The 26,526-nt window shown below is 66.4% G+C and carries 31 protein-coding genes; 21 read left to right on the forward strand and 10 right to left on the reverse strand.

Translation table 11 applies throughout. The annotated features are described in order from the left end of the window. Positions 1-106 precede the first annotated feature (106 nt). Both ilvD and NKH51_RS05855 read right to left on the reverse strand, forming a co-directional pair. Positions 107-1,834 (reverse strand): dihydroxy-acid dehydratase, encoded by a 1,728-nt coding sequence (ilvD, locus tag NKH51_RS05850; RefSeq protein WP_254764310.1) that lies wholly within the window; start codon positions 1,832-1,834, stop codon positions 107-109. Between the two features lie 117 nt (positions 1,835-1,951). Then, on the reverse strand, positions 1,952-2,662 hold the full coding sequence (locus NKH51_RS05855; protein ID WP_254764311.1) for a glycosyltransferase family 2 protein: 711 nt from the start codon (positions 2,660-2,662) through the stop codon (positions 1,952-1,954). A gap of 166 nt (positions 2,663-2,828) precedes the next feature. Here NKH51_RS05855 and NKH51_RS05860 point away from each other — a divergent pair, with 166 nt between their 5' ends. Then, positions 2,829-3,809, forward strand: coding sequence for a beta-ribofuranosylaminobenzene 5'-phosphate synthase family protein (locus NKH51_RS05860; protein WP_254764312.1), 981 nt, complete (start codon positions 2,829-2,831; stop codon positions 3,807-3,809). 33 nt (positions 3,810-3,842) lie between these two features. Here the strand turns inward: NKH51_RS05860 and NKH51_RS05865 are convergent, their stop codons facing one another. Both NKH51_RS05865 and NKH51_RS05870 read right to left on the reverse strand, forming a co-directional pair. Further along, a complete protein-coding gene (locus NKH51_RS05865) occupies positions 3,843-4,229 on the reverse strand; it encodes a DUF7344 domain-containing protein (RefSeq protein WP_254764313.1) in 387 nt (128 codons plus the stop codon). Positions 4,230-4,318: 89 nt separating this feature from the next. After that, on the reverse strand, positions 4,319-4,978 hold the full coding sequence (locus NKH51_RS05870) for a helix-turn-helix domain-containing protein (protein WP_254764314.1): 660 nt from the start codon (positions 4,976-4,978) through the stop codon (positions 4,319-4,321). 99 nt (positions 4,979-5,077) lie between these two features. On the opposite strand from NKH51_RS05870, the gene NKH51_RS05875 reads away from it, so the two are divergent. The 12 genes from NKH51_RS05875 to NKH51_RS05930 all read left to right on the forward strand — a co-directional run bounded on the left by NKH51_RS05875 (position 5,078) and on the right by NKH51_RS05930 (position 15,172). Beyond that, positions 5,078-5,914 (forward strand): RAD55 family ATPase, encoded by an 837-nt coding sequence (locus tag NKH51_RS05875; protein WP_254764315.1) that lies wholly within the window; start codon positions 5,078-5,080, stop codon positions 5,912-5,914. Positions 5,915-5,998: 84 nt separating this feature from the next. After that, a complete protein-coding gene (locus tag NKH51_RS05880; RefSeq protein WP_254764316.1) occupies positions 5,999-6,847 on the forward strand; it encodes a hypothetical protein in 849 nt (282 codons plus the stop codon). After that, positions 6,844-7,329, forward strand: coding sequence for a DUF8135 domain-containing protein (locus NKH51_RS05885; protein ID WP_254764317.1), 486 nt, complete (start codon positions 6,844-6,846; stop codon positions 7,327-7,329). Before NKH51_RS05880 ends, NKH51_RS05885 begins: the two co-directional genes overlap by 4 nt. Positions 7,330-7,389: 60 nt before the next feature. After that, positions 7,390-7,719: a transcription factor S gene (locus NKH51_RS05890; protein WP_254764318.1), complete on the forward strand. Its 330-nt coding sequence runs from the start codon at positions 7,390-7,392 to the stop codon at positions 7,717-7,719. A gap of 127 nt (positions 7,720-7,846) precedes the next feature. Continuing rightward, a complete protein-coding gene (locus tag NKH51_RS05895) occupies positions 7,847-8,578 on the forward strand; it encodes a GNAT family N-acetyltransferase (RefSeq protein ID WP_254764319.1) in 732 nt (243 codons plus the stop codon). A 90-nt stretch (positions 8,579-8,668) separates the two neighbouring features. Continuing rightward, a complete protein-coding gene (locus NKH51_RS05900) occupies positions 8,669-9,967 on the forward strand; it encodes a DNA polymerase Y family protein (RefSeq protein WP_254764320.1) in 1,299 nt (432 codons plus the stop codon). 137 nt (positions 9,968-10,104) lie between these two features. Continuing rightward, on the forward strand, positions 10,105-11,400 hold the full coding sequence (locus NKH51_RS05905; protein WP_254764321.1) for a J domain-containing protein: 1,296 nt from the start codon (positions 10,105-10,107) through the stop codon (positions 11,398-11,400). Positions 11,401-11,502: 102 nt separating this feature from the next. Further along, positions 11,503-12,042, forward strand: a complete 540-nt coding sequence (locus tag NKH51_RS05910; RefSeq protein WP_254764322.1) for a helix-turn-helix domain-containing protein — start codon at positions 11,503-11,505, stop codon at positions 12,040-12,042. A 77-nt stretch (positions 12,043-12,119) separates the two neighbouring features. Then, a complete protein-coding gene (locus NKH51_RS05915) occupies positions 12,120-12,989 on the forward strand; it encodes an alanyl-tRNA editing protein (RefSeq protein ID WP_254764323.1) in 870 nt (289 codons plus the stop codon). Positions 12,990-13,075: 86 nt separating this feature from the next. Beyond that, positions 13,076-14,314 carry a mandelate racemase/muconate lactonizing enzyme family protein gene (locus NKH51_RS05920; RefSeq protein WP_254764324.1) on the forward strand — a complete coding sequence of 413 codons (1,239 nt, stop codon included), beginning with the start codon at positions 13,076-13,078 and terminating at the stop codon, positions 14,312-14,314. Positions 14,315-14,558: 244 nt separating this feature from the next. Beyond that, on the forward strand, positions 14,559-14,735 hold the full coding sequence (locus tag NKH51_RS05925) for a protein translocase SEC61 complex subunit gamma (RefSeq protein WP_254764325.1): 177 nt from the start codon (positions 14,559-14,561) through the stop codon (positions 14,733-14,735). Then, positions 14,735-15,172: a transcription elongation factor Spt5 gene (locus NKH51_RS05930; RefSeq protein WP_007109343.1), complete on the forward strand. Its 438-nt coding sequence runs from the start codon at positions 14,735-14,737 to the stop codon at positions 15,170-15,172. Before NKH51_RS05925 ends, NKH51_RS05930 begins: the two co-directional genes overlap by 1 nt. Positions 15,173-15,547: 375 nt before the next feature. Here NKH51_RS05930 and NKH51_RS05935 read toward each other — a convergent pair whose 3' ends face one another. Next, a complete protein-coding gene (locus NKH51_RS05935) occupies positions 15,548-15,835 on the reverse strand; it encodes a DUF7565 family protein (protein WP_254764326.1) in 288 nt (95 codons plus the stop codon). 110 nt (positions 15,836-15,945) lie between these two features. Between NKH51_RS05935 and NKH51_RS05940 the strand changes: the two genes are divergently transcribed. The 4 genes from NKH51_RS05940 (at position 15,946) to NKH51_RS05955 (ending at position 19,305) form a co-directional block, all read left to right on the forward strand. Beyond that, on the forward strand, positions 15,946-16,374 hold the full coding sequence (locus NKH51_RS05940; protein ID WP_254764327.1) for a hypothetical protein: 429 nt from the start codon (positions 15,946-15,948) through the stop codon (positions 16,372-16,374). A gap of 25 nt (positions 16,375-16,399) precedes the next feature. Then, positions 16,400-17,164, forward strand: a complete 765-nt coding sequence (locus NKH51_RS05945) for a PHP domain-containing protein (protein WP_254764328.1) — start codon at positions 16,400-16,402, stop codon at positions 17,162-17,164. 190 nt (positions 17,165-17,354) lie between these two features. Then, positions 17,355-18,578, forward strand: coding sequence for a mandelate racemase/muconate lactonizing enzyme family protein (locus NKH51_RS05950; protein ID WP_254764329.1), 1,224 nt, complete (start codon positions 17,355-17,357; stop codon positions 18,576-18,578). Positions 18,579-18,741: 163 nt separating this feature from the next. Then, on the forward strand, positions 18,742-19,305 hold the full coding sequence (locus NKH51_RS05955) for a hypothetical protein (RefSeq protein WP_254764330.1): 564 nt from the start codon (positions 18,742-18,744) through the stop codon (positions 19,303-19,305). An 80-nt stretch (positions 19,306-19,385) separates the two neighbouring features. On the opposite strand, the gene NKH51_RS05960 is transcribed toward NKH51_RS05955, so the two are convergent. The 4 genes from NKH51_RS05960 to NKH51_RS05975 form a co-directional block, all read right to left on the reverse strand. Continuing rightward, on the reverse strand, positions 19,386-19,847 hold the full coding sequence (locus NKH51_RS05960; protein WP_254764331.1) for a Mut7-C RNAse domain-containing protein: 462 nt from the start codon (positions 19,845-19,847) through the stop codon (positions 19,386-19,388). Positions 19,848-19,886: 39 nt separating this feature from the next. Next, complete coding sequence (gene polX, locus NKH51_RS05965) at positions 19,887-21,638, reverse strand: DNA polymerase/3'-5' exonuclease PolX (protein WP_254764332.1); 1,752 nt, start codon at positions 21,636-21,638, stop codon at positions 19,887-19,889. After that, positions 21,635-22,075, reverse strand: a complete 441-nt coding sequence (locus NKH51_RS05970; RefSeq protein WP_254764333.1) for a DUF5788 family protein — start codon at positions 22,073-22,075, stop codon at positions 21,635-21,637. The genes polX and NKH51_RS05970 overlap by 4 nt, the downstream gene beginning before the upstream one ends. A gap of 82 nt (positions 22,076-22,157) precedes the next feature. Next, entirely contained in the window at positions 22,158-22,364 is a 207-nt protein-coding gene (locus NKH51_RS05975) for a hypothetical protein (RefSeq protein WP_254764334.1), read from the reverse strand. Between the two features lie 164 nt (positions 22,365-22,528). On the opposite strand from NKH51_RS05975, the gene NKH51_RS05980 reads away from it, so the two are divergent. The 3 genes from NKH51_RS05980 to NKH51_RS05990 all read left to right on the forward strand — a co-directional run bounded on the left by NKH51_RS05980 (position 22,529) and on the right by NKH51_RS05990 (position 25,484). Beyond that, entirely contained in the window at positions 22,529-23,473 is a 945-nt protein-coding gene (locus tag NKH51_RS05980; protein ID WP_254764335.1) for a rhomboid family intramembrane serine protease, read from the forward strand. A gap of 69 nt (positions 23,474-23,542) precedes the next feature. Beyond that, a complete protein-coding gene (locus tag NKH51_RS05985; protein ID WP_254764336.1) occupies positions 23,543-24,334 on the forward strand; it encodes an endonuclease V in 792 nt (263 codons plus the stop codon). Between the two features lie 202 nt (positions 24,335-24,536). Continuing rightward, positions 24,537-25,484: an SDR family oxidoreductase gene (locus NKH51_RS05990; protein ID WP_254764337.1), complete on the forward strand. Its 948-nt coding sequence runs from the start codon at positions 24,537-24,539 to the stop codon at positions 25,482-25,484. A 3-nt stretch (positions 25,485-25,487) separates the two neighbouring features. Here the strand turns inward: NKH51_RS05990 and NKH51_RS05995 are convergent, their stop codons facing one another. Next, complete coding sequence (locus NKH51_RS05995; protein WP_254764338.1) at positions 25,488-26,018, reverse strand: DUF7097 family protein; 531 nt, start codon at positions 26,016-26,018, stop codon at positions 25,488-25,490. Positions 26,019-26,124: 106 nt separating this feature from the next. Between NKH51_RS05995 and NKH51_RS06000 the strand changes: the two genes are divergently transcribed. Then, the gene (locus tag NKH51_RS06000) at positions 26,125-26,475 is read left to right on the forward strand and encodes an ArsR family transcriptional regulator (RefSeq protein ID WP_254764339.1); all 351 of its coding nucleotides are present in this window, start codon (positions 26,125-26,127) and stop codon (positions 26,473-26,475) included. Positions 26,476-26,526: the final 51 nt, after the last annotated feature.

Below are 26,526 nucleotides of genomic sequence, written 5' to 3' on the forward strand. Positions count from 1 at the left end.
GGCGGGAAAGATTCGTGCAGGAAATCGAAGGGACCCGCCCCCGACCCGCCACTCGAGTAGTACGCGAGCGCCGGCGTGCGAGGTGATACCGAACGGTTCAGTGTGGTCAGTCGTCTTTGACGCCCGGATTGGTCACCGCGCCGTTGGCCGCCGACCCGAAGGCGTGGCCGAATTTCGCCAGCACGCCGTTCGTGTAGTTGGGTTCGGGTCGCTCCCACTCCTCGCGCCGGGCCTCGAGTTCCGCCTCGGAGAGGTCCACCTCGAGGGTGCGATCTTCGATATCGATGGTGATCACGTCGCCGTCCTCGATGAGACCGATTGGGCCGCCGGCGAACGCCTCGGGGGCGACGTGACCGATCGAGAAGCCACGCGTCGCGCCCGAGAAGCGACCGTCGGTGAGGAGCGCGACGTCTTCGGCGTGGCCCTGGCCCGCGACCGCGCTCGTGACGCCGAGCATCTCGCGCATACCGGGGCCGCCCTGGGGACCCTCGTTCCGGATGGCGAGCACGTCGCCGGTTTCGACGTGGCCTTCTTGGACGTACGCCATGGCGTTTTCCTCATCTTCGAAGACGCGGACGGGGCCTTCGTGATGGAGGTCATCGTCACCGGTCACCTTGAGAACGGCCCCGCCGGGCGCGAGGTTGCCCGTCAGAATGCGGATCGCGCCCTGCTCGTCTTTCGGCTCGTCGACGGTGTAGAGGAAGTCCGCGTCCAGTTCCTCGATCGACGGCGGATCAAGTCGCTCGAGTTCCTCGCCGACCGTGTTCCCCGTGACCGTCAGCGCGTCGCCGTGAAGCAGGTCGGCCTCGTAGAGTGCGTTCAGAACGACCGGGACGCCGCCGACCGCGTGGAGGTCCTGCATCACCCGCGTGCCGCCGGGCTGGAGATCGGCGATCTTCGGGGTGCGCTGGCTGATCTCGTCGAACTCCTCGATGGAGAGATCGACGCCGGCCTCGGCGGCCATCGCCAGCAGGTGGAGGACGGCGTTGGTCGAGCCGCCGACGGCGACCTGCAGCGCGATGGCGTTCTCGAACGATTTCTTGCTCAGGAAGTCGGAGGGCTTCCGACCGGCTTCGACGGCCTCGACGGCGATCTCGCCGGCTTCGCGGGCGACATCGTAGCGCGATTCGTCCTCGGCGGGCGGGCTGGCGCTGCCAAGCGGCGCGAAGCCGATCGCCTCCGAGATCGAGGCCATCGTGTTCGCGGTGAACATGCCGCCACAGGAGCCCGCGCCGGGGCAGGCGTGGCGCTCCATCTCGTCGAGTTCTTCCTCGCTCATCTCGCCGTCGGCGACGGCACCGACGCCCTCGAAGAGGTTCTGAACCGTGATCTCGCGGCCCTCGTGTTCGCCGGGCTTGATCGAACCGCCGTAGAGGAACACCGAGGGGAGATCCGTCCGGATCGAGGCCATCATCATGCCGGGCATGTTCTTGTCGCAGCCGCCGACGGTGACCAGCCCGTCCATGCGCTCGCCGAAGGAAACCAGTTCGACGGAGTCGGCGATCAGTTCGCGGGAGATCAGCGAGGCCTTCATCCCTTCGGTCCCCATCGAGATCGCGTCGGAGATGGTGATCGTCCCGAACTCGATGGGCATGCCGCCGGAGTCGTCGACGCCCTCGAGGGCGGCCTCGGCCACGTCGTCTAAGTGCACGTTACACGGCGTGATGTCGGCCGCCGGGTTCGGCACGCCGATCATCGGCGAGCCGAAGTCCTCGTCGTCGAACCCCATCGCGCGGAACATCGCGCGGTGCGGGGCCTTGTCCGGTCCCTCCGTCACCTCACGGCTTCGGAGGGACTCGTCTTTCCCGTAGTCGAACTCGTCGTCGCTGCTCATGGTCTGACTGTGATTCGAGCGGGCATAAGTTCCCCTTTCTCGGTTACCCGTTCGTGCCCCCGTATTCGGCCGAATTTGTTCGGCCAGCCGGCAGGGGTAGTCGTCCGAAGCCCGGTCTCACCGGAAGTGATCCCGCGTCGGCGAGCGGTCGGGCGCGGCGTACTCGAGGTAGCCGACGAGATAGCACAGAAAGAGTCGCGCGTAGCCGACTCGTTCCTGCCGTCGCGCGGAGGTTTCGACGGGACAGGTGTGATCGTAAACGACGGTTCCCTCCCGCGAGAGCCGCAAGGAGAGATCGGTGTCCTCGAGAAACCCCAGCGACTCGTCGAAGCCGTCGATCGCCTCGAACGCCGTCCGTCGCACGCTGCAGTTGGGACCGGGCTGCTGGACGAACCCCAGCGGCCAGCACGCGCGATACCACCAGTCCGAGAGGAGCCGAAAGCACGCTCGGTGGCGGATGCCGGCCTCGAGCGGTCGGAGGGGGCCGCCGACGCCGACGACGCCGGGGGTAGCGTAGTGGCGGTAGTGCCGCCGGACCCACGTCGGCGGGACGACCGTATCGGCGTCCGTAAAGAGTAGTACGTCGCCGTCGGCCACCGTCGTGCCCCGGTTTCGTGCGGGTCCCGGACCGGCCCGTCGGTCGTCGATTAGCACCCGGTCGACGATCGGATGCTCGCGTGCCACCGAAATCGTCGTCTCGCCGCTCGCGACGGCGATCACCTCGAGTCGCCCGTCGAACCGCTGGGCCGCGAGCGCATCCAGCGTTCGCTCGAGGTGGTCTCCCTCGTCGCGGGCGGGGACGACGACCGAGGCGTCGGGGTCCGGCATCGTCGTGAACTGTCGGTGCGAGCGATATAACCGCTGTGTCCTGCGATCCGAGGGCAGCCATCGGTCACCCGGTCCGACGGCGACGATCTGCTGCCGGAGAAAACGCCGACAGTCGTTGCCAGCGTCGAAACCCCCTTGCCCGGGGCTTTCGTAGCGGCGGACAGCAATGGCCACCGCGACCGTCAGCGCCGGCGCACGACTCCACGTCGGCTTCCAGAACCTCTCGCTCGCTCGCGAGCGACTCTACGGCGGTATCGGCGTCGGCCTCGCGGAGCCGCGGGTCACCGTCACCGCAGAACCAGCCGCAACCGTCGCAACCGACGACCCGCTGGTCCGCGAGTACGCCCGTCGCGCCGCCGACGTGCTCGCGGTCGACGGCGTCTCGATTTCGCTCGAGGAGTCGCTGCCGCGCCACGTCGGTCTCGGCAGCGGCACGCAGGTCGCGCTGGCCGTTCTGGCGGCGACCGCGCGGGCCCACGGCCTCGAGCCGCGGGTTCGAGAGCACGCGCCGGCGATGGGGCGGGGCGGTCGCAGCGGCGTCGGCGTCGCGACCTTCGAAGGTGGCGGCTTCGTCGTCGACGCCGGGCACCCGACGACTCGCTTTACCACCGAGCCGCCGGCCGAGGGCGACTGGACGGTGCCGCCGGTCGTCGCCCGCCACACCCTCCCGCCGGAGTGGCGGTTTCTGGTCGTCGTCCCAGACGCCGACCCCGGCCGCAGCGGCGACGACGAAGACGCGAGCATGCGCACTGTCGTCGAGCGAGCCGATCCCGCGGTCGCCGACGAGATTGCCGGTGTCGTCACCCGAAAACTGCTGCCAGCCGCCGCAGCGGGCCGGCTCGAGGCCTTCGGCGAGGCCATCGCCGAGATCGGCCGCAAGAACGGTGCCTGGTACGCCGACGCGCAGGGTGGCGTCTTCCGGCCGCCCGCGGGTGAACTGGTGGAAGCGCTCGAGGACTGCCCCGTGCTGTCGGGCATTGGGCAGTCGTCGTGGGGCCCCGTCGTCTACGGCGTCACGGATATCGATCACGTCGACGAGGCCGAAGCCGCGGCCGCAGACGCGCTGGCAGAGCGGGGGCTCGAGGGGCGAGTGATCCTCGCAGAAGCCGCCAAAAGCGGTGCTCGAGGCCACCTCGAAGGAGAGTGACGGCGGCGGTTCGAGACGCGAACCGAAACGGGTCTACTGAGAGTTCGGACGGGAGGACAGCGACAGGTCGAGCAGTCCGCCGGGATCCGGAACCGTCACCGACAGGTGGTCCAGTATCGGCGTCAGCGCGACCGAGTCTCGCTCCAGGTTCCAGTCGACTACCCCCGCATCCTGAAGCAAGGGCAGATGTGCGTGGCGCAGGCCCAACGCGATCTCCCGCTGGCGGTCGAGTGCATCGGCCGTGGCGGCACCGTACTCCGCCGCCGCGAGTTCGGTCGCCAGCCGGTGGACGGTCACCGGTTGGTGCTGGGCCATCAGATACTGAAGCACGGTTCGCCGGTCCGAGTCGGCCAGCAGCGCGTGAATCGCGTCGAGAAATTCGGGCGTCTCAGCTTGCTCGAGCCGAAGGCGTTCGACCATGCTCTCTGAGGGAAGCGGATCGGCAAAGCGCGTGCTCCGGGCTACTCATGGCCTTTATCTCGGTAGTAATGGCCTCCCTGAATATCGTCTTAAGGCTTTCCCGACACGGCCTGATTGAAAGCGCTCTCGAGTACCTTGTCCGCGCCGCGGCGCACCCGCTCGGAGAACGCCTGCACCGAGACGCCGAGTTCGTCCGCGAGTTCCTCGTACTCGACCTCGCGCGGGACCTTGAAGTAGCCGCGCTCGACGGCGAGGGAAAGCGCCTCGTACTGGGCCTCCGTGAGGCCGTAGTCGTCCTCGCCCGCGCCGGTGTCGGCGAGCGAAGAGACGCGGTTGAGCCGGTACGTAATGTCGTTCTCGAGGCAGTACTTGTTGAACCGCGTGAGCCCGGCGTGTTCCTCGAAGCGAATCCGAAAGAGCCACTCGTCGTCGCTGTGGGCCTCGAGGATCGTCGCGTCGGTCCGAGCGATGCCGGTGATCAGCTGCTCGGCCGGGTCTTCCCACTCGATCTTGTACAGCGCCCGGTCTTCGTACTCGTCGAGAACGGTGATCGACGCGACGTTCGGGCTCGCTTTCATGGCTGCTTCGAACGCGTCCAGATCCGTCCCGTAGCCCCAGATGTACGGCATGATACGCTTTGCAGCGGGAACGACGCGTTCGATTTCCACCGACAGGCCGGGGTACTCGGCGATGATCCGGCCCAGAAGGAACTCGTCGGCCTCGATCGAGATTTCCGCGACGATAGCCATGCGTTCGATACGCGCCCGAGCGCCTTAGCACCGACCCGTCGTGACCGAATCCGTCACCCCTGCCACAACAGGTATATCGGTTCGTCCGAACGGGGACGTATGGAGCGGATGCCGCTGGGAATCTCGCGGCTCGATCGGATGATCGGCGGCGGCGCACCGGCCGGCAGCGTCGTCCTGCTGGCCGGCGAGTCCGGGGCCGGCGCGCGGGAATTTTGTTACACGAGCACCGCGATGAACGGCCTCCTCGAGACCGATCCCGACCTGTTCGAACTCTACTACGGCGACCTCGAGCCGGGCGTGACGGTTCCCGAAACCGTCCACTACGTCTCGTTTACCGACGAGCAAGCGGCCGTCGTCAGCGAGATGGGATTCGTCATGGACGACGAACTCGTCGACGCCGGCATGACGGACGTTTCGTTCGTCGAATTCGCCGAGGAGTACTTCCAGCTGACGCCGGTGCCGACCGACTGGTACGCCGAGGGGATGGCCGATATCACCGAACTCGGGAGCCACAACGAGCGGACCGACGTCCTCGAGGCGCTGGGCGACTATCTGACCGATCACGCCACGGGCAACCTCGTCGTGATCGACTCGCTGACCGACCTCGTCGCGGCGGCCGACGAGCGACTCGGCTGGGCGGACCTGACGATTCTGCTGAAAGGGCTCAAACGCGCCTCACACCGATGGGGCGGCGTCATTCTGTTGCTCGTCAACGCCGACCTGCTCGAGCCGACGGATCTGGGTCGACTCAAGGAGGCCACCGACGGCACGCTGCTGTTCGAGTGGGAAAGCGGCGGCTCGGAGCGCGCCCGCACGCTCGTCGTCGAGCAGTTCCGAGGCGTGCTCTCGCGACTCGAGGACGAGGACATCGTCCGGTTCGAGACCGAGATCCACGACGGCGGCTTCGACATCAGCAACGTCCGCAAGATTCGGTGACCGCCGCGGGCGGTCCCACGAGGCCGAACTCAGCTTCTGAGTCGGAACTAACCCTTATGCGATTCCGGGCCCTCTCTCCGGCAAATGTCCAGCCAGGACGACGGCGGCGTCTCTTTCTATCCGCCGCCCGAGGTCGACGACTGGCTCGCCGAGGAAGCGACTCGGCGAGGTGAGAGTCGTGGCGCCGTCTGTCGTCGACTGGTCTCCGCGGCACACGCCGTGACGACCGACGACCACGAACCGGCCGCCCGCGACGACCTCGCAGAACTACGGGGGCAACTCGAGGCCCAGCGCGAGGAGTTTTCCGACCACCTCGAGGACGTTCGCGACCGCGTCGTGCAGGTCAAACGCGAGACAGACGGGAAAGCGTCGGCCGACCACGACCACCCCGACCTCGCCACGGCGGCCGACTGCGAGACGCTCGAGGAGGACCTCGCGACCCTCGCGGACCGCGTGGATAGCGGCTTCGACAACTTCGAGACCGTCCTCGAGGAACTGCTCGCCGAGACCGACGCGCTCGCGGACCGATCGACGGCGCTCGCGCGAGCCGTCGTCGACCTCCGCGAGCAGCGCCAGGCACTCGCCGAGCGCCGGCAGCGACGCGAGGCCGCGGATCGGCTCCGGCTCGCGGCGAACCGGGTCGGGATCCGGACGGCAGCCTGCGAGGACTGCGACTCGAGCGTCGATATCGCGTTACTGACCGCGCCCGAGTGTCCCCGCTGTGCGAGCCAGTTTTCCGACGTGGCCGAACGGTCGTCGATCTTCGGCTCCCACCGGCTGCTGACCGGCGATCCGCCCGCGCTCGAGGGACGGGCCGACGGGGCCGGCGAGTCGCTGACCGACGAGGTCTTCGACGCGGTCGAAGCGGCGGCCGACGGCGAGGAAAGCACGGCGGCGGATCCATCGACTCGAGCGGACGGTGAGGAGCGATGACCGACCGACACGGACGGGACGACCGTACGCGGGACGAGACGTGTGAACCCGAGGAACGCCGTGAGGACGGGACGGAGGGTGGCATCGAGGTGACACACGAAGACGACGCCGAGCCGCTCGGTGACCTCGCGGCGACCGTAGCGGAGCGATCGGACGCGGATCGCGCGGACGCGGACGAGCCGGGGTTCGACGACCTCTTCGATCGCCAAGACGCGGCCGATATCGACACCGATCGGCTCTGGGAGCGACTCGAGGGAGACGACGCGAACGATTCCGACGCGGTCATCCGCCCGGCCGAGCGCACGGTCCGCGAGGTCGAGAAGCGCGCCTACTGTCAAGACTGCGATCACTTCGCCGGGCCGCCCGAGACCGCGTGTACTCGCGAGGGGACCGACATTCTCTCCGTGCCGACGGTCGCGACGTTTCGGGTCGCCGACTGCCCGGTCGTCCGCGAAGACGAGTCGCTCGAGGACGCGTACTGAGCGAGTGGCTCCGCGCCCGGACGAATGGAGTTTTGCGTCTCGAGTCCGTAGCCAACGGCTATGCAGTTTTGCGACGACTGCGGCTCGATGATGAAAGCGCGGGGCGACCGCATGGTCTGTACGAACGACGACTGTGGCGCCTCGAGCGAGCGCGACCGCGAGCACGAAGACGCGTTCGTGACAACGGAGTCACAGACCGACGACGACGTGATCGAATCCGACGAGAACGCGAACTTCGAGGGGAAGCCGAAGGCCACCGACATCGTCTGCGACGAGTGCGAAAACCAGGAGGCGTGGTACACACTCAAACAGACCGCCTCGGCCGACGAGCCGCCGACGCGGTTCTTCAAGTGTACCGACTGCGGATACCGCTGGCGGGAGTACAACTAGCCGGGTCTCGCACGCATTACTGGTCGTCGGGAAGCCCGAGGTCCATTTGCGAGTTCTCGACACCCCTCATGTTCGTTGCATGCTAACGATGGACAAGGGATAAGCGACCGTGACTCGTAGCGTTCGTATGGACGTAAGAGAACGGCCGGCGTTTTCCTCCGACGCCAGCAAACGCATGTACGAGTACGTCGAGCGGCACGGAACTGCCGAGCGACACAAGCTGCTGGACATCGTTTCCCTGCCCGCCGAGGAGTTCCGTACGCATCTCGAGGAACTCAAAGACGACGGCTATCTCGAGGAGGAGGGCGGAACGCTCCGGATCGCACTCGAGTTCGGGGCCATCGAAAAGCACGACGTGGGAGAGTTCACGGTCACGGTTCGTCCCGCGCGCCAGCAGGATTTCGACGGCCTCATCGACACGATCCGGGACGTCACGTCGGAAGAGACCTACGTCGTCGCCGAGACGATCGCCGAGCAACTGTTGTACGAGAACGCGGTCACCAGACACAACGCGGTGGAGTCCCGGCGGTTCTTCGTCGCGACCGTCGACGGCGAGGTCGTCGGCTGGACTCACCTCGACCTCCACCAGATCGATCCGGTGCGGGAGGTCGCCCAGCAGACGGTCGGCGTCCGCGAGGCCTACCGGGGCCACGGCATCGGGAGCACGCTCTTGCAACGCGGGGTCGAGTGGGCCGAAGCGAACGGTTACCGGAAACTGTACAACAGCATCCCGGTCGTCAACGACACCGCACTCGAGTTCCTGACCGCACACGGGTGGGACACCGAGGCGATCCGGAAGGACCACTACACGATCGACGGCGAGCACGTCGACGAGGTGATGATGGCCTACGAGCTGTAGCCATCTCGATCGGCGCTTGCGGGTGCCCGGCCGACCGCCGCGGGCGGGCACAACGTTCACGTCGGTTCGGACGAATCGACCCGTAGACGAATGTCCGACGGGCCGCGGCTACCGGGCGTCGAGGGCGCAGACGACGAGGACCGGATCGTCTGCCACGTCGACGCCGACTGCTTTTACGCCTCCTGCGAGCGCCTCCGCGAGCCCGACCTCCGCGGCGAGCCCCTCGTCGTCGGCATGGGCTACGAGGAAGGCGAGACGATCGGCGCGGTCGCCACCGCCAGCTACGAGGCCCGCGCGTTCGGCGTCGAGAGCGCCCAAGCCATCTCGACGGCCCTCGAGCGCCTCCCCAGGCGCGCGGCCCACGAGAACGGCGAGATCGACGATTCCGAACTCGAGCGCGACGAAACCGGCCACTACCGGCCAGTCGACATGGACTACTACGAGTCGGTCGCGGCCGAGGTGCGCGACATTCTCCACGACTGCGCCGACACCGTCCGCGAAGTGAGCATCGACGAGGCCTACCTCGACGTGACCGAGCGCACCGCCTGGGAGGTCGCGGACGGCTTCGCCCGCCACGTCAAGGACCGCATCCGCCGGGAGGTCGGCGTGACCGTCAGCGTCGGCGTCGCGCCGACGATGAGCGCCGCGAAGATCGCCAGCGACTTCGACAAACCCGACGGATTGACCGTCGTCGAACCCGGCGAAATCCGGGCGTTTCTGGCCCCCCTCGAGGTCGACCTGCTCCACGGCGTCGGCCCCGTGACGGCCCGCGAGCTCCGGGAGCTGGGCCTCGAGACGGCGGGCGACGTGGCGGCGGCCGATCCCGAGCCGCTGGTCGACCGATTCGGCGAGCGCGGCCGGGAACTGTACGACCGCGCTCGCGGCGAGGACGACCGCCGGGTCGAGCCGAAGGGCGATCCCAAGAGCTTCTCCCGGGAGTCGGCGTTCGCCGAGCCCGTCGACGATCCCGAACCGAAGTACGACCTGATCGAGACGCTCGCGGCGGCGGTCGCAGATCGCGCACAGCGCGAGGGCGCGCTATACCGGACCATCGGCGTCAAAGCCGTCACGCCGCCGTACGACGTCAACACGCGCGAGCGGTCGCTGCCCGGCCCGGTCGACGATCCCGAGCTCGTCGACCGGATCGCTCGCGACCTCTTTACCGAGTTCGAGACCGAGCCGGTCCGCAAACTCGGCGTCCGCGTCGCCAACCTCGAGTTCGCGGCCGCCGATCAGGCCAGCCTCGAGGGGTGGGGGTCCAACGAGGGCGGTTCCGTCCCCGAGCCCGATGGCGGGTCGGACGCCGACCAGTCGAGTCTCGACTCGGAGCCGGACCCCGTCTCCAGTGAGCTATCGGCCGGCCAATCTTCGCTCGGCGACTTCTCGTAACTGGCCGCCGGCGGCCGGTACGGCCACAACACACTCATACCTCGAGTAACGATGGTCATCGAACCGACCGGAAAGAACACTGAAATTATAACCCCCGCCCGATAAACCCGTCACAGACCACACCGTCCCACGCTCACATGACAGAGGATTTCTACGACCTGCTCGAGATTCCCTCCGACGCCTCCCAGGGCGAGATCAAGGACGCCTACCGCGAACAGGTCCGCGTCTACCATCCGGACCTGAACGACGACGACCGCGCACAGGCCCAGTTCACCGCGGTCAAGACGGCCTACGACATCCTCGGCGACCCCGTCGAGCGCCAGGCGTACGACCGCCTCGGCCACGAGGAGTACGTCGCAAAGCGAACCAGCGGCCTTCCGTCCCCCGATGTCTGGAAGAGCGACGACGAGGAGGACTCGAGCGGGACGGAACTGCAATACTCGGAGTCGGAAACGGCCTCTGCCTCGGCCTCGGCAGCCGGCGGCGCGGCGAGCGGTTCGACCGCCTCGAGCCGATCGACCGCCGGGGCCGGCTCGAGCAGGACGGCCGCGGGCAGTGCGACATCGGCCGGTGCCGCGGCCGGCGGCTCGAGGGCCGCCGGAACGAGCGCCGGTACCGGGACGGGAACGGGTACCCCCGGTGGAAGCAGCTCGGGGACCGCCGGCCGAACCGGCGGCTCCGGTGGCGGCTCGGCTCGCGGAACGGGGACGGCCGGCGGGACCGGAACGCGCTCGCGGTCGCGAACGGAAAGCGAGACCGACAACCCGCTCGTCCGCTGGTGGCGGCGACAGAACTTCTCGCTGCCGCTGATCTGGCTGTCGGTGCTCGTCTACGCGGCCGGCGTCGGCCACTTCGCGCTCTCGAATGGGGACGCGCTCGGCTCGCTGTGGGCCGACTTGCGCGCGACGGGCGCAGATCCCGCCGGCCTCTGGAGTCTGCTTTCGGCGAGCCGCCACGGGATCGAGACCGCGGCGGCGTTCGTAAGCGGCGTCGAACTCGTCTCCCCGCCGCTCGAGCCGACGCTGTGGTACGCCGCGTTGGCGGGCGTCGTCGCGGTCGCGCTCGCCGGCCTGCTCGTGACCCGCGTCCGCAGTCGAGAGGACACGTGGGGGGCGGTGACGATCAACGAGACGATCGTCGCCGCGCTCGCGCTGGGACTTGCGACGACGCTGATCGGCGGCCCGCTGCTCGCGGGAACGGTCCTCATGCCGTTCCTGTTCGGCGTGATCGTCCGCCACACGCGGCGACTGCCCGGCTGGAAACCGTCCTATCTATACGTCCTGCCGGTGCTCGCGCCGGCGGTCGGCTTCTGTGCTACCGTGGCGGGGGCGGCCACGCTTCCCCTCGACATCGCTGCGTTCGTGGTCGTCCCGCTGTTGGGCGGGCTGGCGCTGCCGCTGCGGACGACGATTCGGAAGCACTTCGGTCGCTAGTCGTCGATCGTTCTGGCACGTTCGAAGCGATCGTTGCCGAGCCACAGCGTCCGAAACCCGCCGTACCGAACCGTTAAAATGCGCCAGCGGCCAACGTGTCGCATGGCCAAATACTCGACCGGTTCGTCCGGCGGCGGAGGCGGGACGAACTGCGAACTCTGCGGTGCCGAGAGCGACTCGCTTCGGCTCGCGTCGGTCGCCGGCGCGGAACTCGAGGTCTGTCCGGACTGCGCGCCACACGACGACTCGCAGACCCACGGCCGGGATCGGAACCGGGGCGGCGGGGGCGGGCAGGCCTCGAGCTCGAGCGGAAGCTCCGACAGCGAGCCGAGCCGCAAGCAGAAGGCGGCCCAGAACGTCGCGAAGGCGAACCCGGTCTGGGACGGGGACTCCGAGCACTGGGAGAGCGAAGGAACCAACTACGACGACGACCCACTCCCCTACCTCGTCTCGAACTACGGTGAGACCCTCGTCGAGGCCCGACGGGAGGCCGGCCTCCAGCGCGAGGAGCTCGCCGAAGAACTCGGCGCGCCCGAGACGGACATCCTCGCCGTCGAACAGGGGCGAGCGACCCAGGCCGGTGTCGGTGGCGGCCTGATCGCGGCGCTCGAGGACCGACTGGACGTGACCCTCTCGGAGTAGTGCGGCCCCAGTTCTGTTCAAAATAGTTGACACTCTCGGCGAGCAGACTTTTAACCGCAGCCGATAGACTGCAACCGATGACCGGGCAACGGGCGGCAGCGGAGCCGTACGCGACGCGGTTCGAGACCGAAGTGACCTCGATCGACGGCCGGCGGGTCTGGCTCGAGCGCAGTCACTTCTTCGGTGCGAGCGGCGGCCAGCCGGCCGATCGCGGGACGATCGCCGATATCGCGGTGGCGGACGTAGAGCTGGTCGGCGGGGAACAGGTTCACGTCCTGGCCGACGCGCCATCGTTCAACGTAGGCCACCGCGCCCTCTGTGCCGTCGACTGGTCGTTTCGGATGTACTGCATGCGAGCCCACACCGCCAGCCACATCCTCGCGGGCGCCGCACGCCGAGTACTCGAGAGCGCGACCAGTGCCGGCCTCGAGATCGGCCCCGAAACGGTTCGGGTTGACCTCGAGGTCGACGCTCCGATCGACGACGAGACGCTGATCGAACTCGACGAGCGGGTCAACCGCGTGATCTGGGAGTCCCGACCGGTGTCGTGGGACGACGTGCCGATCTCGGAGGCGCGCGAACGCGCGGATATCCGCTTCGATCCGGACGCCAACGAAGCCGCCGTCGAGAAGGGCCGCGTCCGCATCGTCGCCATCGAGGACGAGAACGACGGCGGACGCGGCAATCGCTTCGCCGGGACGAACGGGACGCCGACACCGTGGGACGCCCGAGCCTGCCCCGGCACCCACGTCCGGAACACCCGCGAGGTCGGTCCCGTCACGGTGCTTGGCCGCTCGAGCACCGCCGACGACCGGACCCGGATCGAGTTCGCCGTCGGCCCGCAGGCGATCAACCGCCGGACCGCCGAGAAGCGGGCTGCCTTCGCCGCAACGTCGGCGCTGGGCGTCGATCTCGAGGAGGTCGGCGACGAACTCGAGCGGGCCTGAGCGTCACAGTCAGTTCGCGGCGGCCGGCGGGAAACCCGCCCACAGCAGGTGCTATCTATTACTATCGGGCGAGTGAACGACGACCTATGGGCATCGATTACTCGCAGCTACACGACCCGAACGCCGAGTACACCATGCGGGATCTCTCGAGCGAGACGATGGGGGTCACGCGCGAGCGCGGCCAGGGTCGGGATGTCGAAATCACGGACATCCAGACGACGATGGTCGACGGCAACTTTCCGTGGACACTGGTGCGGATCTACACCGACGCCGGGATCACCGGTACCGGCGAGGCCTACTGGGGCGCGGGCGCGCCGGAACTCATCGAGCGGATGAAACCCTTCCTGCAGGGCGAGAATCCGCTCGACATCGACCGGCTGACCGAGCACCTCGTCCAGAAGATGTCCGGCGAGGGCTCGATCGGCGGCGTCACGGTGACCGCGATTTCGGGTATCGAGGTCGCACTGCACGATCTGGCCGGGAAGATCCTCGAGCTGCCGGCCTACCAGCTTCTCGGCGGGAAGTACCGCGACGAGGTGCGGGTCTACTGCGACTGTCACACCGAGGAGGAGGCCGACCCGGTCGCCTGCGCCGACGAGGCCGAGCGCGTCGTCGAGGAGCTGGGCTACGACGCGCTGAAGTTCGACCTCGACGTGCCCTCGGGCCACGAGAAGGACCGCGCGAACCGTCACCTCCGGCCGCCCGAGATCGAGCACAAGGCTGCGATCGTCGATGCGATCACCGAACGCGTCGGTTCTCGTGCCGACGTGGCCTTCGACTGCCACTGGACCTTTTCGGCCGACAGCGCGACACGGCTCGCAAAGCGCCTCGAGGAGTACGACGTCTGGTGGCTCGAGGATCCGGTACCGCCGGAAAATCACGATGTGCAACGCGAGGTGACGAGATCGACAGCGACGCCGATCACCGTCGGCGAGAACGTCTACCGCACGCACGGCCAACGCCGGCTCATCGAGGAGCAGGCCGTCGACATCATCGCGCCGGACATGCCCAAGGTCGGCGGAATGCGCGAGACGCGAAAGATCGCCGATCTCGCGGACCTCTACTACGTCCCGGTCGCGATGCACAACGTCGCGTCGCCCGTTGCGACGGTCGGGAGCGCCCACGTCGGCGCGGCCATCTCGAACGCGCTGGCGGTCGAGTACCACTCCTACGAACTCGGCTGGTGGGAGGATCTGGTCGAAGAAGCCGTCATCGAGGACGGCTACATCGAGGTCCCCGAAGAGCCCGGCCTGGGCGTGACGCTGGATATGGACGCCGTCGCCGAGCACATGGTCGAGGGAGAGGAACTGTTCGACGAGGCGTGAGCCGAAGTCAAGTTCGCTGAGCGAAGTTCAGCGTCGTTCGACGAAGCATACGTTTCGTCGAGCCAGTCCATCGCTGGTGTTGGCTGTTCGACGAGGAGGAAGACCGTCGGGATCGCGACCGATCCGCTCGAGTGCAACGTCGATACCTGCCGGTAGTTGGTTCACGTCGCCGGTCGGCGAGTATTCCGATCGTTCGGGAGACACGAAAGACAGATAAAAGACCCCACATTGTGAATAGACAGATATGGACGTTCCGTACGACCTCACCTCGTACGTTCGGGTGTTGAAGATGGCAACGACACCCACGACCGAGGAGTTCCTCCAGGTGTCGAAGATCGCTGGTGCGGGTATCCTGCTGATCGGTCTCGTCGGGTTCCTCATCGGCGCGATCATGCTGTTGCTGACCGGTGGTGGCATCTGATGGGTATCTTCGCTGTCAAAACGACGGCAAGCCAAGAGCGCACCGTCGCCGACATGATCATCAACCGCGAAGAGCCGGAGATCCACGCCGCGCTCGCGCCCGACTCGCTGACCTCCTACGTGATGGTCGAAGCCGAAGGCGACGCGGTCTTGAACCGCGTGCTCGAGGATATCCCGCACGCGCGGAGTATCGTGCCCGGCGAGTCGGATATTTCGGAAGTCGAGCACTTCCTCTCGCCGAAGCCGGACGTCGAGGGGATCGCAGAAGGCGACATCGTCGAACTCATCGCCGGTCCGTTCAAAGGCGAGAAAGCGCAGGTCCAGCGGATCGACGAGGGGAAAGATCAGGTGACGGTCGAACTGTACGAGGCGACCGTTCCCATTCCGGTGACGGTGCGGGGCGACCAGATTCGCGTGCTCGATAGCGACGAACGGTAGTTCGTCGGACCATGCGAACGGCCACTTCGTGGCCGTGAGCAGACAGTGACGAGCGCTAACGTGCTCGTCAAGCAGTCAGCGCGGCTCTGCCGCGCTGAATATAGCGACGAACGGTAGTTCGTCGGACCGTGCGAACGGACACTTCGTGGCCGTGAGCAGACAGCGACGAGCGGGAATACGCTCGTCAAGTAGTCAGGCCGGTTCCGTCGGTCGAATATTCTACGCTATTCATATCGAGAACAGACCCTGCTGTGGCTGCGTGAGTACCTAAGCTACATCGAGACGGTGACGGCGGTCACGTGGAACGACAGCAGATGTACGGAACGCGACACGGTGTTTGACACCGACTGCGGACTGCGACGACGAGTGTGGGGGCTAGCGTTTCAGTTCCGTCGCGATCGCCTGCATGTCCGCCTCGGACTCGATCTCCTCGAGCAACTCTTCGCGCTCGCGGACGTCCTCGGAGCTCGCCCCGTAGGCGCGGACGTACTCGGCACGGCTGTGTTCGGTGAAGGCGTGGCGAATCGCGAGATAGCCGTCGGGGACGACGGTGCCACAGACCGCACACTCGCGGCGCTGGTGTTCCGTCGCCTGATGGACGACGGCCGATTCGACGTCCTCGAACACCGATCCGCAGCCGTCGATTCCGCATTCCCAGGCCATTCGATACTGCATCTCTACGGGCCGCCCTAATGATTGTTTCGCAGGGGTCCCCATCGGCCAGAACACACGCCGCCGATAGACCTTCGGCCGTCGGGTTCGTCGGTCTTTGTATGCCGGCGATAAACAGGTCGGAACTGGCGGCGTTCGACGCCGATCGGGCACGTCAGGCCGTCCAGCGGACAGTGTCCGGGCCGCTACACGCGTTCTGCGAGTATAACACGGAGTCGTTTCGCCCGCTCTTTCTCAGCGACGAGACCGTCTCGATGTACGAGAGTCAGGCGGCGATGCTCGAGCACTTCGAGACGATTCACACGAACGTCCACATGGATTTCATGCAGATCAAGCTGTTTCGGAACACGCTGTTTCCGGACGCAGAGCGCGTCGAGTACATCACGACGGCGATGGACTTCATGAAGATCGTTCGCGTGTACGTCGGCGAGACGGGGCTGTTCGTCGCGGTCGACCCCGAGGAACCGGTCGTCCCGATCGTCGATGCGATCAAGGAGACGATCGAGTGGCCGCCGAATCAGAATTCATAACTCGACTGTCCCGAAAGTGTGGCTCGTGACCGACGGAGCGCCGTACCGAGTCGACTGCCACGTGAAGGTGCTCGACGATCGGGTGGTCGAGCGTGCGACGCGGGCCGGTCTCGACGCGATCGTCTACGCGCCGCATTTCACCCGCCTCCCGGAGATCCGCGAGCGGGCGGCGGCTTACTCGAGCGAGGACCTGCTGGTGATCCCCGGTCGAGAAGTGTTCACCGGCTCGTGGCGAAACCGCAAGCACGTCCTCGCGCTCGGACTCGAGGAGCCCGTCCCGGATTTCATCCCGCTCGAGGCAGCGATGGCCGAGTTCGACCGGCAGGACGCGACCGTCCTCGCCCCGCATCCCGAGTTCGCGACGGTGGGCCTGACCGAATCCGACCTGCGGCGGTACGCCGATACCGTCGACGCGCTCGAAATCTTCAATCCGAAACACCTCCCCTCGCACAATCGCCGCGCGCGCGAACTCGCCGAGACACTCTCGCTGCCGCCGTTTACCTCCTCGTACGCTCACCTCCCGCGGTCGGTCGGGGTCGCCCACACCGCGTTCGACGCGGCGATCGACGACGAGCGGGACCTGCTATCCGCCATTGCGGACGGCGTCGCCCGTCGCGTAATCTACGACAACGGGTGTGATCGCTGGACAACCACGACGGCGGAACTCGCACATCTCGCCTACGAGAACACGTGGGAGAAAGTCGACCGACTCTTTCTCTCGGGCACGGAGCCGACCCATCCGAACCACATCGCCTACGATGGCCGGTTCGACGACGTGGCGGTGTACTGACGGCGACGGCCGCGAACGGACGGCCGGCGGGAGTCGCGATCGCCGACCGACGCCGGACGGTAGTTACACGGTCTCCGGTGTGCTAGTACGCAGATATGCTATCGAATATCATGGGAGTGCGAGAGCTGGCCGTCGCGTCGAATCGGCGTCTCGAGGCCGGTCCGAGCGACGGAGACGGCGGTGATCGGCGGTGAGGGACTTCTCGAATCACGCGACCGACCGCCCCGCTGGCCACGACGTGGAAATTACCGGACTCGAGGCGGCGGTCGTGGAAGGTAACTTCGAGTGGAACCTCGTGAAGGTCCACACCGACGCGGGCGTGACGGGGATCGGCGAGGCCTATCGCGGCGGCGGAATCCCCGAACTCGTCGAGTACGCGAACCGTTTTCTCGTCGGCGAGAACCCGCTCGATGTCGAGCGGCTGTTCCGGCGCATCGTCCAAGAGATGTCGGGCCACGGCGGAACGACCGGCAAGGTCGTCACTGCCGCCTCGGGGATCGAGATCGCGCTGTGGGATGCAGCCGGTAAGATTCTCGAGCTGCCGGTCTACCAGTTGCTCGGATCACGCTACCGCGATCGGGTCCGGATCTACTGCGACTGCCACGCCGGCGAGGCCTACGCGGTCGACGACGGGGGTTTCACCGAGTACGCCGACGCGGCGGCGTACACGCCCGAGGCCTACGCCGCGGAAGCCGAGCGCGTCGTCGACATGGGCTTCGACGCGATCAAGTTCGACCTCGATATGGAACGGGACAACGAGCCGGATCCGTACAACGGGCGATTGACGAACGCCGCGTTGAATCGGAAAGTCAAGGTCGTCGAGGCCGTCCGCGAGGCGGTCGGCGACGAGATCGACCTCGCCTTCGACTGCCACTGGGACTACACCGTCGAGAGCGCCGCCCGGCTCGCACGCAAACTCGAGCCCTACGACCTCATGTGGCTCGAGGACGTCGTTCCACCGGAGGAGACGGCCGCCCAGAAGGAGGTCGCTCGCCGGACCGAGACGCCGCTTGCGACGGGCGAAAACCGGTTTCGCATCCACGAGTTGAGCGACCTGATCGACGACTACGCGGTCGACGTGATCACGCCCGATCCGGCGACCTGCGGCGGCCTCGCGGAGTCGAAACGGATCGCCGAGCGCGCCGAGGAGCGCTACATCCCCTTCTCGCCGCACAACGTCTGTAGCCCCGTCGGGACGATGGCCTGTGTCCACCTCTGTGCGGCAGTTCCGAATGCTGACGTGCTCGAGTACCACGCGCTCGAGGTCGACTGGTGGGACGACCTGCTCGCACGCGACGAGCCGCTGATCGCGGACGGCTACATCGACGTGCCGACCGAGCCGGGACTGGGAATCGAACTGGACGAGGCGACCGTCGAGGAGCATCTGCTTTCGGGAACTGGCGGCTTCGACTGAACCGCACGCAGCCTCGCGTTCCGTCGGTAGTCAGCAATCAGTTTCTTTATCGAATCGGCGAAGGGGTAAAACTCGTGTTCGGTACAGGCGGTAGACGTAGCACTCGGTAGACGCATTTTAATACACCTAAGAGTTATGCCGATAGATGTATTATTTTAATCCAATGGACCCAGACTGGGTAGTCATCCCACTCGGATTTCTCGTTATAGTGCTTCTTGTTGGGCTTGGCGTATTCACACTGTTTCATGTAGTGCCAGATGAGCAGACAGAAGGTGATGTGCATATTGACGCCTATCCAGACGGTCCCGAGAAACCGATCCCTTTGAATTCCTCGAACGTCGTGGACTACACGGTTACTTACGAGGAGCGCCTGTTCTATAACGATCTCCTTGCGAGTCGCAACCACAGTTTCGATTCCGAGGAAAGAGTGATAGCCGACTGTACCGCTGTTTCAGTCTCGAACGTTAGTACAGACGAGTTTCGCGTCGCTTTAGAATGTCGGGGTGGGATTCCTGTCGTCGAATCACCATGGTCTGAACCGGGGGAGTACAGTTATTCCGAGTCGGAGGAGTTCACGTACTCAGCCACCTACCATATAACGGAGAGTACGACACAACAGACCGAACTCCAGAATTACCCCTTTGGAACGGATAGAGGGGTCGGTAACGAGAAATACCTAGGTAACAGTAGTGGGCAATCCAGTTCCTTTATTCGGGGCCCGGGATGAAATCGAGATGAGTACGCACACGTAGTACCGAGTCCTCCGACTCCGTTTCGACTCCTTTTCTGATCGAAGAAACGGGGTTCCTATTCTTCAGTTGATTCGCGAACTCGAGCGAGCGTCTCCGCTACCCGATCCCAGTGACTGCCCCGCCAGAAGTGCTGCCCGCAGTCCCGACAGACCCACGTCTCGAATTCGGCCGGATCAGGAGCATAATCCGGCGTCGAGGCGGTCGGGTCGACGCATTCGAGCGGGCCGTTACACCGCCCGCAGAATGCAGGGTCGTCCGCGAGCGTGAGGTCGACACCGGCCGCGGCGAGTTCGGCGAGTTGAGCCTCGACCTCGCGGGACTCGAGCAGGATCGACTCGTCAGCTCGACTCGCGAGCGGCCTGTCGCGGGTGACGATCGCCCGACCCTCGTCTCGAGCGATGGCGAGGGCGTCGTCGTCGGCCTCGAGGCCCCAATCGCCGGCGTAAACGGTGTCGTGGTTGCACATCCGCAGGTACGAGACGATGCCGCCGCACATGACGTCGACGAGCAGGCGCATGAGTAGATGAGTGGCGCAGGCGATGGATCAGCAGGGCGGTCAGTGGAGGAACGCTCGGATCCGATCGAGCTCCCAGGCGTTGATCACGTCGTCCCGTTCGGCCCAGCCGCGGCGCGCGGTGTGGACGCCCCAGCGCATGTACTCGAGCGTCGAGGGCTGGTGGGAATCGGTGTCTATCGCGATGGTCGCGCCCTCCTCGAGGGCGGCCTGGACGGCGCTGCCCCAGAGGTCCAGTCGGCGAGGATCGCTGTTGACCTCGAGGGCGGTGCCGTGGTCGGCTGCGGCCCGCGCGACTGCCGACACGTCGTACTCGAGCCCGGAGCGCTGGTTGAGCAAGCGGCCGCTCGGATGGCCGAGCACGTCGATCGCCGGGTTCTCGACGGCGGTGACGAGCCGCTCCGTCGCGGTCTCGGCGTCCTGATCGAGCGCGCTGTGAGGTGAGGCGACGATCACGTCTAACGCATCGATCGCCTCATCGGAGAGGCCGATCTCGCCGTCGGCGTCGACGTTGGCCTCGATCCCCGCGAAGACCTCGATCTCGGCATCCTCGCCGACCGCGCGGATTTCCTCGACTTGCTCTACGATCTCATCGTCCGCCAGGCCCATCCCGCCGACGATTCCGGGACCTTCGGCGTGGTCGGCGATCCCGAAGTAGTCGTAGCCCCGCTCCGTGGCGGCGTCGACCATCTCCGCGATGGTGTTGTTGCCGTCGGACCACTCGGTGTGGGTGTGCAGGTCGCCCCGCATATCGTCGCGAGTGACGAGGTTTGGCAACTCCCCGTTCTCGGCGGCGGCGATCTCGCCGCGATTTTCTCGGAGCTCCGGCGGGATCCACGGCAGTCCGAGGGCTTCGTACATCCCTTCCTCTGTCTCGCCGGCGACGCGCTCGCCCACCCGCTGTCCCGCGTCCGGATCGTCGATCTCACTGCTGTCGAACGCGCCGTACTCGTTTAGCTTCATCCCGCGGTCGATCGCGTAGTTGCGCAGGGCGACGTTGTGGTCCTTGCTCCCCGTGAAGTACTGCAGGGCGGAGCCGAACTCGTCGGGGACGACCACGCGCAGGTCGACGCGGAGTTCGCCGACGCGGACGCTTGCTTTCTCCGGCCCGGACTCGATCTCGTCGTCGACCGAGTCCCAGTCGACGAACGCCTCGATCACCGCCTCGTTCGCCGTCGTCGACGCGAGTACGTCCACGTCGCCGATCGTCTCGCGCCACCGGCGGATCGAGCCCGCCACCTCGCAGCGTTCGACCGCCTCGAGCGACTCGAGAAAGTCGAGCACGTCGTCGGCCAGCGGGCGCGCCTCACCCACGAGGTGGCGCTGGCCGACGCTGCGGGCGAACTCGAGGTTCTCGAGGATGTTCTCTTCCGTCTTCGGGCCGAACCCCTTGACTTCCTGGACCTCGCCGGCCTCGGCGGCGTCTTCGAGATCGTCCAACGTCTGCACCCCGAGTTCGCGGTAGAGCTTCCCGGCCGTTTTAGGACCGACGCCCTCGATGCGAGTCAGGTCGGCGATGTCGATGGGGAGATCCGCGCGGAGTTCCTCGAGTTCCTCGATTCCGCCGGTCTCGACGTACTCGACGATTTTGGAGGCGATGGCCTCGCCGACGCCGTCGATGTTCTCGACGGCCTCGCGGTCGCCATCCTCGATTCGGTCGGCGATCGGGGACGGAAACGAGCGGACGTTCTCGGCCGCCCGACGGTACGCGCGGGGTTTGTACTCCACGTCGTCGGCCTCGAGCAGGTCGGCGAACTCCTCGAGTCGGCCGGCGAGTTCGGCGTTGGTCGTCATCGCCCCCTCCGCGTGGCCTGATCGTCGTCCTGCCCGAGCGCCTTCTTGAGGAACGACATCCAGCGCTTGCGATCCTGTGCCTGCTGGACTTTCTGCTCGCGCTCGAGGTCGGTCGGCCCCAAGCTCTCTAAGGCGTTCAACGCCCGATCGATGCCGATGATGCTCCGGGCGAGCTCTTCGCCCTTCTCTCGGGCGATCTCGCCCTCCTCGATTTGCTCGAGGCGCTCGAGGCGCTCGCGCCGCAGATTCCTCTTGGCCTGCTCGACGCGCTCGCGCTCCCCCGAGGGCACCGTCTCGCGGCGCTTGATCTCGAAGACGAACGTCCGGAGGTCGATCTCCTCCCCCTGGACCGTGATCGTCTCCGGGATGTCCGCGCCGACGGTCGCGCCCTCGCGCTCGACGCGCTCGAGCAGTTGCTTGCGCTCGTACTCTTGCACGGCCGAATGTGGGTGCCGGGGAGGCAAAAATGTACAGTCCCAGAACCGGCCGTCCCGCGATCGGTCACCGGGCCGTCGACGCTCACGGCTCCCAGATCCGCGCACCGACGACCGAGAAGACGGTGAGTACCGGATACCCCACGACGACGCTGGTACTGACCCAGAGCACCGCGTCCAGAGGGGTTACGACGGCGTCCCCGTAGTTGAACAGCAGTGTGAGGAACGCGAGTCCGAGCGCGATTCCGCCCCGTCGGTAGTCGACGAGATCGACCGCCGTTTCGCTTCCCATCGGCGATTGTGTTCGATAGGGCGTACCAACAGGGTACCGATCTCCGCCACGACTTACTTCCGAGGCCTCTCGAGGTCTGCAACCAAGATACATCGCTCGTTCAACCCGAAAAAAGTCGGTGAAAACCCCAAATCCCTTAGCGGCTCCCCACATACCCCCGATCAATGGCCAAGTGCGACGTGTGTGGGAAGGACGAAAACATGCCGTACAACTGTCGGCACTGTGGTGGGACGTATTGTGCCGACCATCGGCTTCCCGAGAACCACGACTGCTCGGGGCTCCAGAACTGGAACGACCCGCAGGGCGTCTTCGACAGCGGATTCGACGACAGCGTCAGCTCCGGTACGAGCGGGTCGCGCATCTCACGCGCCGCGGATAAGATCCCGATAAACACCGGCACTGGCGGTCCCTTGAGCTATTTCCGCGGGAACATGACGTACACGTTCCTCGCGTTGATGTGGCTGACGTTCGGTGCCCAAATCGCCGTCGGAGCGATTTTCGGTTCCGACCTGATGGAGACTCTCTTCGTACTGCGCCCCTACTATCCAGAGTACGTCTGGACGTGGTTCACGTCAATCTTCGCGCACGGCGGATTCTACCACATCATCGGTAACAGCATCGTGTTATTCTTCTTCGGCCCGCTCGTCGAGCGATACGTCGGGTCGCGAAACTTCGCTATCCTCTTCCTCGTCAGCGGCGCGCTCGCTGGTCTGAGCCAGATCGGTATTCAGATACTGCAAGCGAGTACGATAACGCCGTTGACCGGAGGGGTTGTCGGTGCCAGCGGGGCGGTGCTCGCCATCATGGGCGTCCTGACGGTCCTGAACCCCGGGCTCAAGGTGTACCTCTATTTCATCCTCCCGGTGCCGATCTGGGTGCTCACCGGTGGCTACGCCCTTCTCAGCATTACCTTCCTCTCCGGCGCCGTCGGCGGCGGCGGGGGCATCGCCCACATGGCACACCTCGTGGGCCTCGTAATTGGCCTCGCCTACGGTCAGTACGTCAAGCAGAACCGCAACATCAGCGCGCCGAACCAGCTCGAGTTCGGCGGTGGCGGCCCCGGTGGTCCGGGTGGTCCCGGCGGCCCCGGCGGTCGTCGCCGGTTCTGACCCACGCCGCCCTCGCGCCGTCACAACCCCGCAACTGATTTTCACAGGGTGTCTACCACCGGCAAACAGATGTCCGACCCCCGCCCCGATCTCGTACCCGAGCCCGGCCTCTCGCGTCAGGAGATGGAGGACCTCCAGCGCGAGATCGCCGCCGTTGCCGTCTTCGAGGACGACTTCGCGTTCGACCCCGGCGCGCTCTCGAACCCGCTCGAGGCGACCGCCACCGGCGGGTCGCCCCCGGTCGTCGTCGGCGTCGACCAATCATTTCTCACGAACGCCGCGGGCGAGCAGGACCGCGCGCTGTCCGCCGTCGTCGCCATGCGCGGCGGCGAGGTCATCGAGCGCGTCCACGCCGTGACCGGCCTCGAGATCCCCTACATCCCCGGTCTTCTCTCCTTTCGCGAGGGCGGGCCGATCCTCGCCGCGCTCGAGGAACTCTCCGCCGAGCCCGACCTCCTACTGTTCGATGGCAGCGGCCGCATCCACTTCCGGCAGGCGGGTATCGCGACTCACATGGGCGTCGTCCGGGACGTGCCGAGCATCGGCGTCGCGAAGAGCCTCCTCTGTGGCGCACCCAGAGAAGACACCGACGGGCTACCCGCTGGCTCGAGAGTTCCCATCGACGCAAATTCGCGGGTCGACGCGCCGGACGGGACACTCATCGGCTACGCGGTCCAGACGCGCCAGTACGACGCGCCGAACCGCCACATCAATCCGCTGTACGTCAGTTCCGGCCACCGCGTCGGCCCCGAGACGGCGGCCGAGGTCGTGCTCGAGCTGGCTTCGTCGTACAAGCTTCCCGAACCGGTCCGGCTCGCGGACAAGTACGCGGACGAAGCGAAGAAATCGCTCGACGACTAGACCTGCTACTCGGCCGGCAACTACAGCCGACCGACCACCCGCCGCAGGCGGATGGGGCTGAAAGGGGCCGGTCGGGGGCTTTCGAGGTGTTTGCCATTCCACACCGATCGTCCTCCGCATCGCGACTCCGATTCTGTCTTGAAATTACGCATCGCGCGACAAACCGTCGATACTTAGGTATCGGCTCTCGAACCGGTCGCGTATGGCCACCGCCGAGGACGTCGAGAGGACAGCCGACGACGGGCCGGACGGCACCGTCGTCGAGGACGACCGCGACCGAGACCGCGAGACGGCGGGAAGCGACACCGACCGCTACACGCGAAAGAAGTCGGTGCTGATCACTGGCTGCTCGTCGGGGATCGGCCGCGCGACCGCTCGGGCCTTCCTCACGGAGGACTGGCAGGTGTTCGCCACGGCGCGGAACGCCGACGACATCGAGGATCTCGAGGAGGATGGCTGCGAGACGCTCGAAGTCGACGTGACCGACCCCGAGGAGGTCGCGACGGCCGTCGAGGAAACCGTCGATGTCGCCGGCGCGATCGACTGCGTCGTCAACAACGCCGGCTACGCCCAGATGGGGCCGCTCGAAGATATCGCGACGGTCGACCTCCACCGACAGTTCGACGTCAACGTCTACGGCCCACACCGGCTCACCCGCGCCGCCGTCCCGCACATGCGCGCCCAGAGCGACGGCACGATCGTCAACGTCTCGAGCGTCATCGGTCGGATCTCATTCCCCGGCGCGGGTGCCTACGCCGGCTCGAAGCACGCCCTCGAGGCGATGAGCGACTCCCTGCGCGGCGAGGTCGAGGAGTTCGGCATCGACGTGGTCGTGGTCGAACCCGGACCGGTCGAGACGAACTTCACCGAACGCGCGAACGACGAACTGCCCGACGACGAGCGGACGCCGGCCTACGAGTCGCTGTACGAGCTCTACGACGAGTTCGAACTGATCGGTGGCGGCGGGTCCGGCGGCCCCTTCGCGTCCGATCCCGAAGACGTCGCCGAGGCGATCCTCGAGGCTGCGACTAGCCCCGACCCGCCGGCGCGGTACCCGGTCGGCCCGATGGCCCAGTACGGCCTCTATGCGCGCTATCTCCCCGACCGACTGCGCGACGCGGTGTACGGTCTCCTGCGAAAACTCGCGTAGCTCCTATTCGTCGCCCGGTTCGTAGCGCTCCGCCGCCGACTCGAAGCCGAGTTCCGACTGCTCGCGACTGCGCCGCCCCTCGAGTTCCGCGACCGCCTCGGGCTCCGGCGCGGCATCGTCGGTGATCCGCGCCCACGAGTTGTGGACCTTGGCGTGACACCACCGACAGAGGAAGATCGTGATCTCGTGGGAGAGGGTCTCGCCATCGCGTTCGTAGGAGAGGTGGTGTTCCTCGAGCAGCGGCCGCTCGTCGTCGTGTGCCATCCGCTTTTCGGCGAGACCGCAGCGGACGCACTCGCGGTCGCGGTTGCGCGAGCGGAAATGGGGGCAGTCGACCCACGACCAGTCGGATTCGGGGTCGACCACGGGACACTCGTAGTCGTCCGCGGCGCGCTCGCGGGCGAACTCGGGGTCGTGCTGGTAGTGGTCGAAGGCGTACCGACACGTCCCCTCGCCGGTCAGGTGGTCACAGACGCCCGCGAACTCGTAGGGGTCGTCGACGCCGACCGAAGTCCCCTGCGGCGTTTTCTCCATCGTCGGCGGGCCGTAGGGTGCGAGGGATGTTGAATCGCCCGCTCGGTGGGCGCCTCGGAACGCCATCGTCGATGGAATTTTCTACTCGGCCTGCGTCGCCATCGTCGTGCTTCCGACCGACGACCGCGACACCATCCTGTCGACCGAGGACGTACTCGAGACGGTCACCGCAATCGGCGACCGCGGCCGCCTCGAGGTCGCGTACGCGGTGTACGCCCACCCGGCGGACGGCCTCACGGTGAGCGAGATCGCCACCGAGGTCGCGGACGGCGAGTCGGCGGTTTCGACGCGCGTCGACGCGCTCGTCGCGGGTGGCGTGCTCGCCGAACGGATGCCGTGTCTCGTCGATCCCTCGGTCGAGGGAACCGAGTACGAACTGACCGAGTTCGGTCGTCTGCTGCTCGAGGAAGGCGTGCTGGCGCTGTTCGACGCCGCGGAATCGGTCCGGGATCTCTGAGGAGTCGCGTCTCCGACCTTGCCACGTCCGGGCCGAGAGCTTTTTCTCGTC

The organism is Natrinema marinum, assembly GCF_024296685.1.
GTDB classification, from domain to species: domain Archaea; phylum Halobacteriota; class Halobacteria; order Halobacteriales; family Natrialbaceae; genus Natrinema; species Natrinema marinum.

What these genes read in the sequence shown, in the direction of transcription:
- NKH51_RS05980 (WP_254764335.1), top strand. Translation starts at nt 22,529, where the DNA reads ATGGCCAAGTGCGACGTGTGTGGGAAGGACGAAAACATGCCGTACAAC.
- NKH51_RS05915 (WP_254764323.1), top strand. Translation starts at nt 12,120, where the DNA reads ATGACCGGGCAACGGGCGGCAGCGGAGCCGTACGCGACGCGGTTCGAG.
- NKH51_RS05860 (WP_254764312.1), top strand. Translation starts at nt 2,829, where the DNA reads ATGGCCACCGCGACCGTCAGCGCCGGCGCACGACTCCACGTCGGCTTC.
- NKH51_RS05905 (WP_254764321.1), top strand. Translation starts at nt 10,105, where the DNA reads ATGACAGAGGATTTCTACGACCTGCTCGAGATTCCCTCCGACGCCTCC.
- polX (WP_254764332.1), bottom strand. Translation starts at nt 21,638, where the DNA reads ATGACGACCAACGCCGAACTCGCCGGCCGACTCGAGGAGTTCGCCGAC.
- NKH51_RS05975 (WP_254764334.1), bottom strand. Translation starts at nt 22,364, where the DNA reads ATGGGAAGCGAAACGGCGGTCGATCTCGTCGACTACCGACGGGGCGGA.
- NKH51_RS05955 (WP_254764330.1), top strand. Translation starts at nt 18,742, where the DNA reads ATGGACCCAGACTGGGTAGTCATCCCACTCGGATTTCTCGTTATAGTG.
- NKH51_RS05900 (WP_254764320.1), top strand. Translation starts at nt 8,669, where the DNA reads ATGTCCGACGGGCCGCGGCTACCGGGCGTCGAGGGCGCAGACGACGAG.
- NKH51_RS05940 (WP_254764327.1), top strand. Translation starts at nt 15,946, where the DNA reads ATGCCGGCGATAAACAGGTCGGAACTGGCGGCGTTCGACGCCGATCGG.
- NKH51_RS05995 (WP_254764338.1), bottom strand. Translation starts at nt 26,018, where the DNA reads ATGGAGAAAACGCCGCAGGGGACTTCGGTCGGCGTCGACGACCCCTAC.
- NKH51_RS05855 (WP_254764311.1), bottom strand. Translation starts at nt 2,662, where the DNA reads ATGCCGGACCCCGACGCCTCGGTCGTCGTCCCCGCCCGCGACGAGGGA.
- NKH51_RS05960 (WP_254764331.1), bottom strand. Translation starts at nt 19,847, where the DNA reads ATGCGCCTGCTCGTCGACGTCATGTGCGGCGGCATCGTCTCGTACCTG.
- NKH51_RS05920 (WP_254764324.1), top strand. Translation starts at nt 13,076, where the DNA reads ATGGGCATCGATTACTCGCAGCTACACGACCCGAACGCCGAGTACACC.
- NKH51_RS05990 (WP_254764337.1), top strand. Translation starts at nt 24,537, where the DNA reads ATGGCCACCGCCGAGGACGTCGAGAGGACAGCCGACGACGGGCCGGAC.
- NKH51_RS05930 (WP_007109343.1), top strand. Translation starts at nt 14,735, where the DNA reads ATGGGTATCTTCGCTGTCAAAACGACGGCAAGCCAAGAGCGCACCGTC.
- NKH51_RS05875 (WP_254764315.1), top strand. Translation starts at nt 5,078, where the DNA reads ATGGAGCGGATGCCGCTGGGAATCTCGCGGCTCGATCGGATGATCGGC.
- NKH51_RS05910 (WP_254764322.1), top strand. Translation starts at nt 11,503, where the DNA reads ATGGCCAAATACTCGACCGGTTCGTCCGGCGGCGGAGGCGGGACGAAC.
- NKH51_RS05985 (WP_254764336.1), top strand. Translation starts at nt 23,543, where the DNA reads ATGTCCGACCCCCGCCCCGATCTCGTACCCGAGCCCGGCCTCTCGCGT.
- NKH51_RS05895 (WP_254764319.1), top strand. Translation starts at nt 7,847, where the DNA reads ATGGACGTAAGAGAACGGCCGGCGTTTTCCTCCGACGCCAGCAAACGC.
- NKH51_RS05865 (WP_254764313.1), bottom strand. Translation starts at nt 4,229, where the DNA reads ATGGTCGAACGCCTTCGGCTCGAGCAAGCTGAGACGCCCGAATTTCTC.
- NKH51_RS05935 (WP_254764326.1), bottom strand. Translation starts at nt 15,835, where the DNA reads ATGGCCTGGGAATGCGGAATCGACGGCTGCGGATCGGTGTTCGAGGAC.
- NKH51_RS05880 (WP_254764316.1), top strand. Translation starts at nt 5,999, where the DNA reads ATGTCCAGCCAGGACGACGGCGGCGTCTCTTTCTATCCGCCGCCCGAG.
- NKH51_RS05925 (WP_254764325.1), top strand. Translation starts at nt 14,559, where the DNA reads ATGGACGTTCCGTACGACCTCACCTCGTACGTTCGGGTGTTGAAGATG.
- ilvD (WP_254764310.1), bottom strand. Translation starts at nt 1,834, where the DNA reads ATGAGCAGCGACGACGAGTTCGACTACGGGAAAGACGAGTCCCTCCGA.
- NKH51_RS05890 (WP_254764318.1), top strand. Translation starts at nt 7,390, where the DNA reads ATGCAGTTTTGCGACGACTGCGGCTCGATGATGAAAGCGCGGGGCGAC.
- NKH51_RS05885 (WP_254764317.1), top strand. Translation starts at nt 6,844, where the DNA reads ATGACCGACCGACACGGACGGGACGACCGTACGCGGGACGAGACGTGT.
- NKH51_RS05870 (WP_254764314.1), bottom strand. Translation starts at nt 4,978, where the DNA reads ATGGCTATCGTCGCGGAAATCTCGATCGAGGCCGACGAGTTCCTTCTG.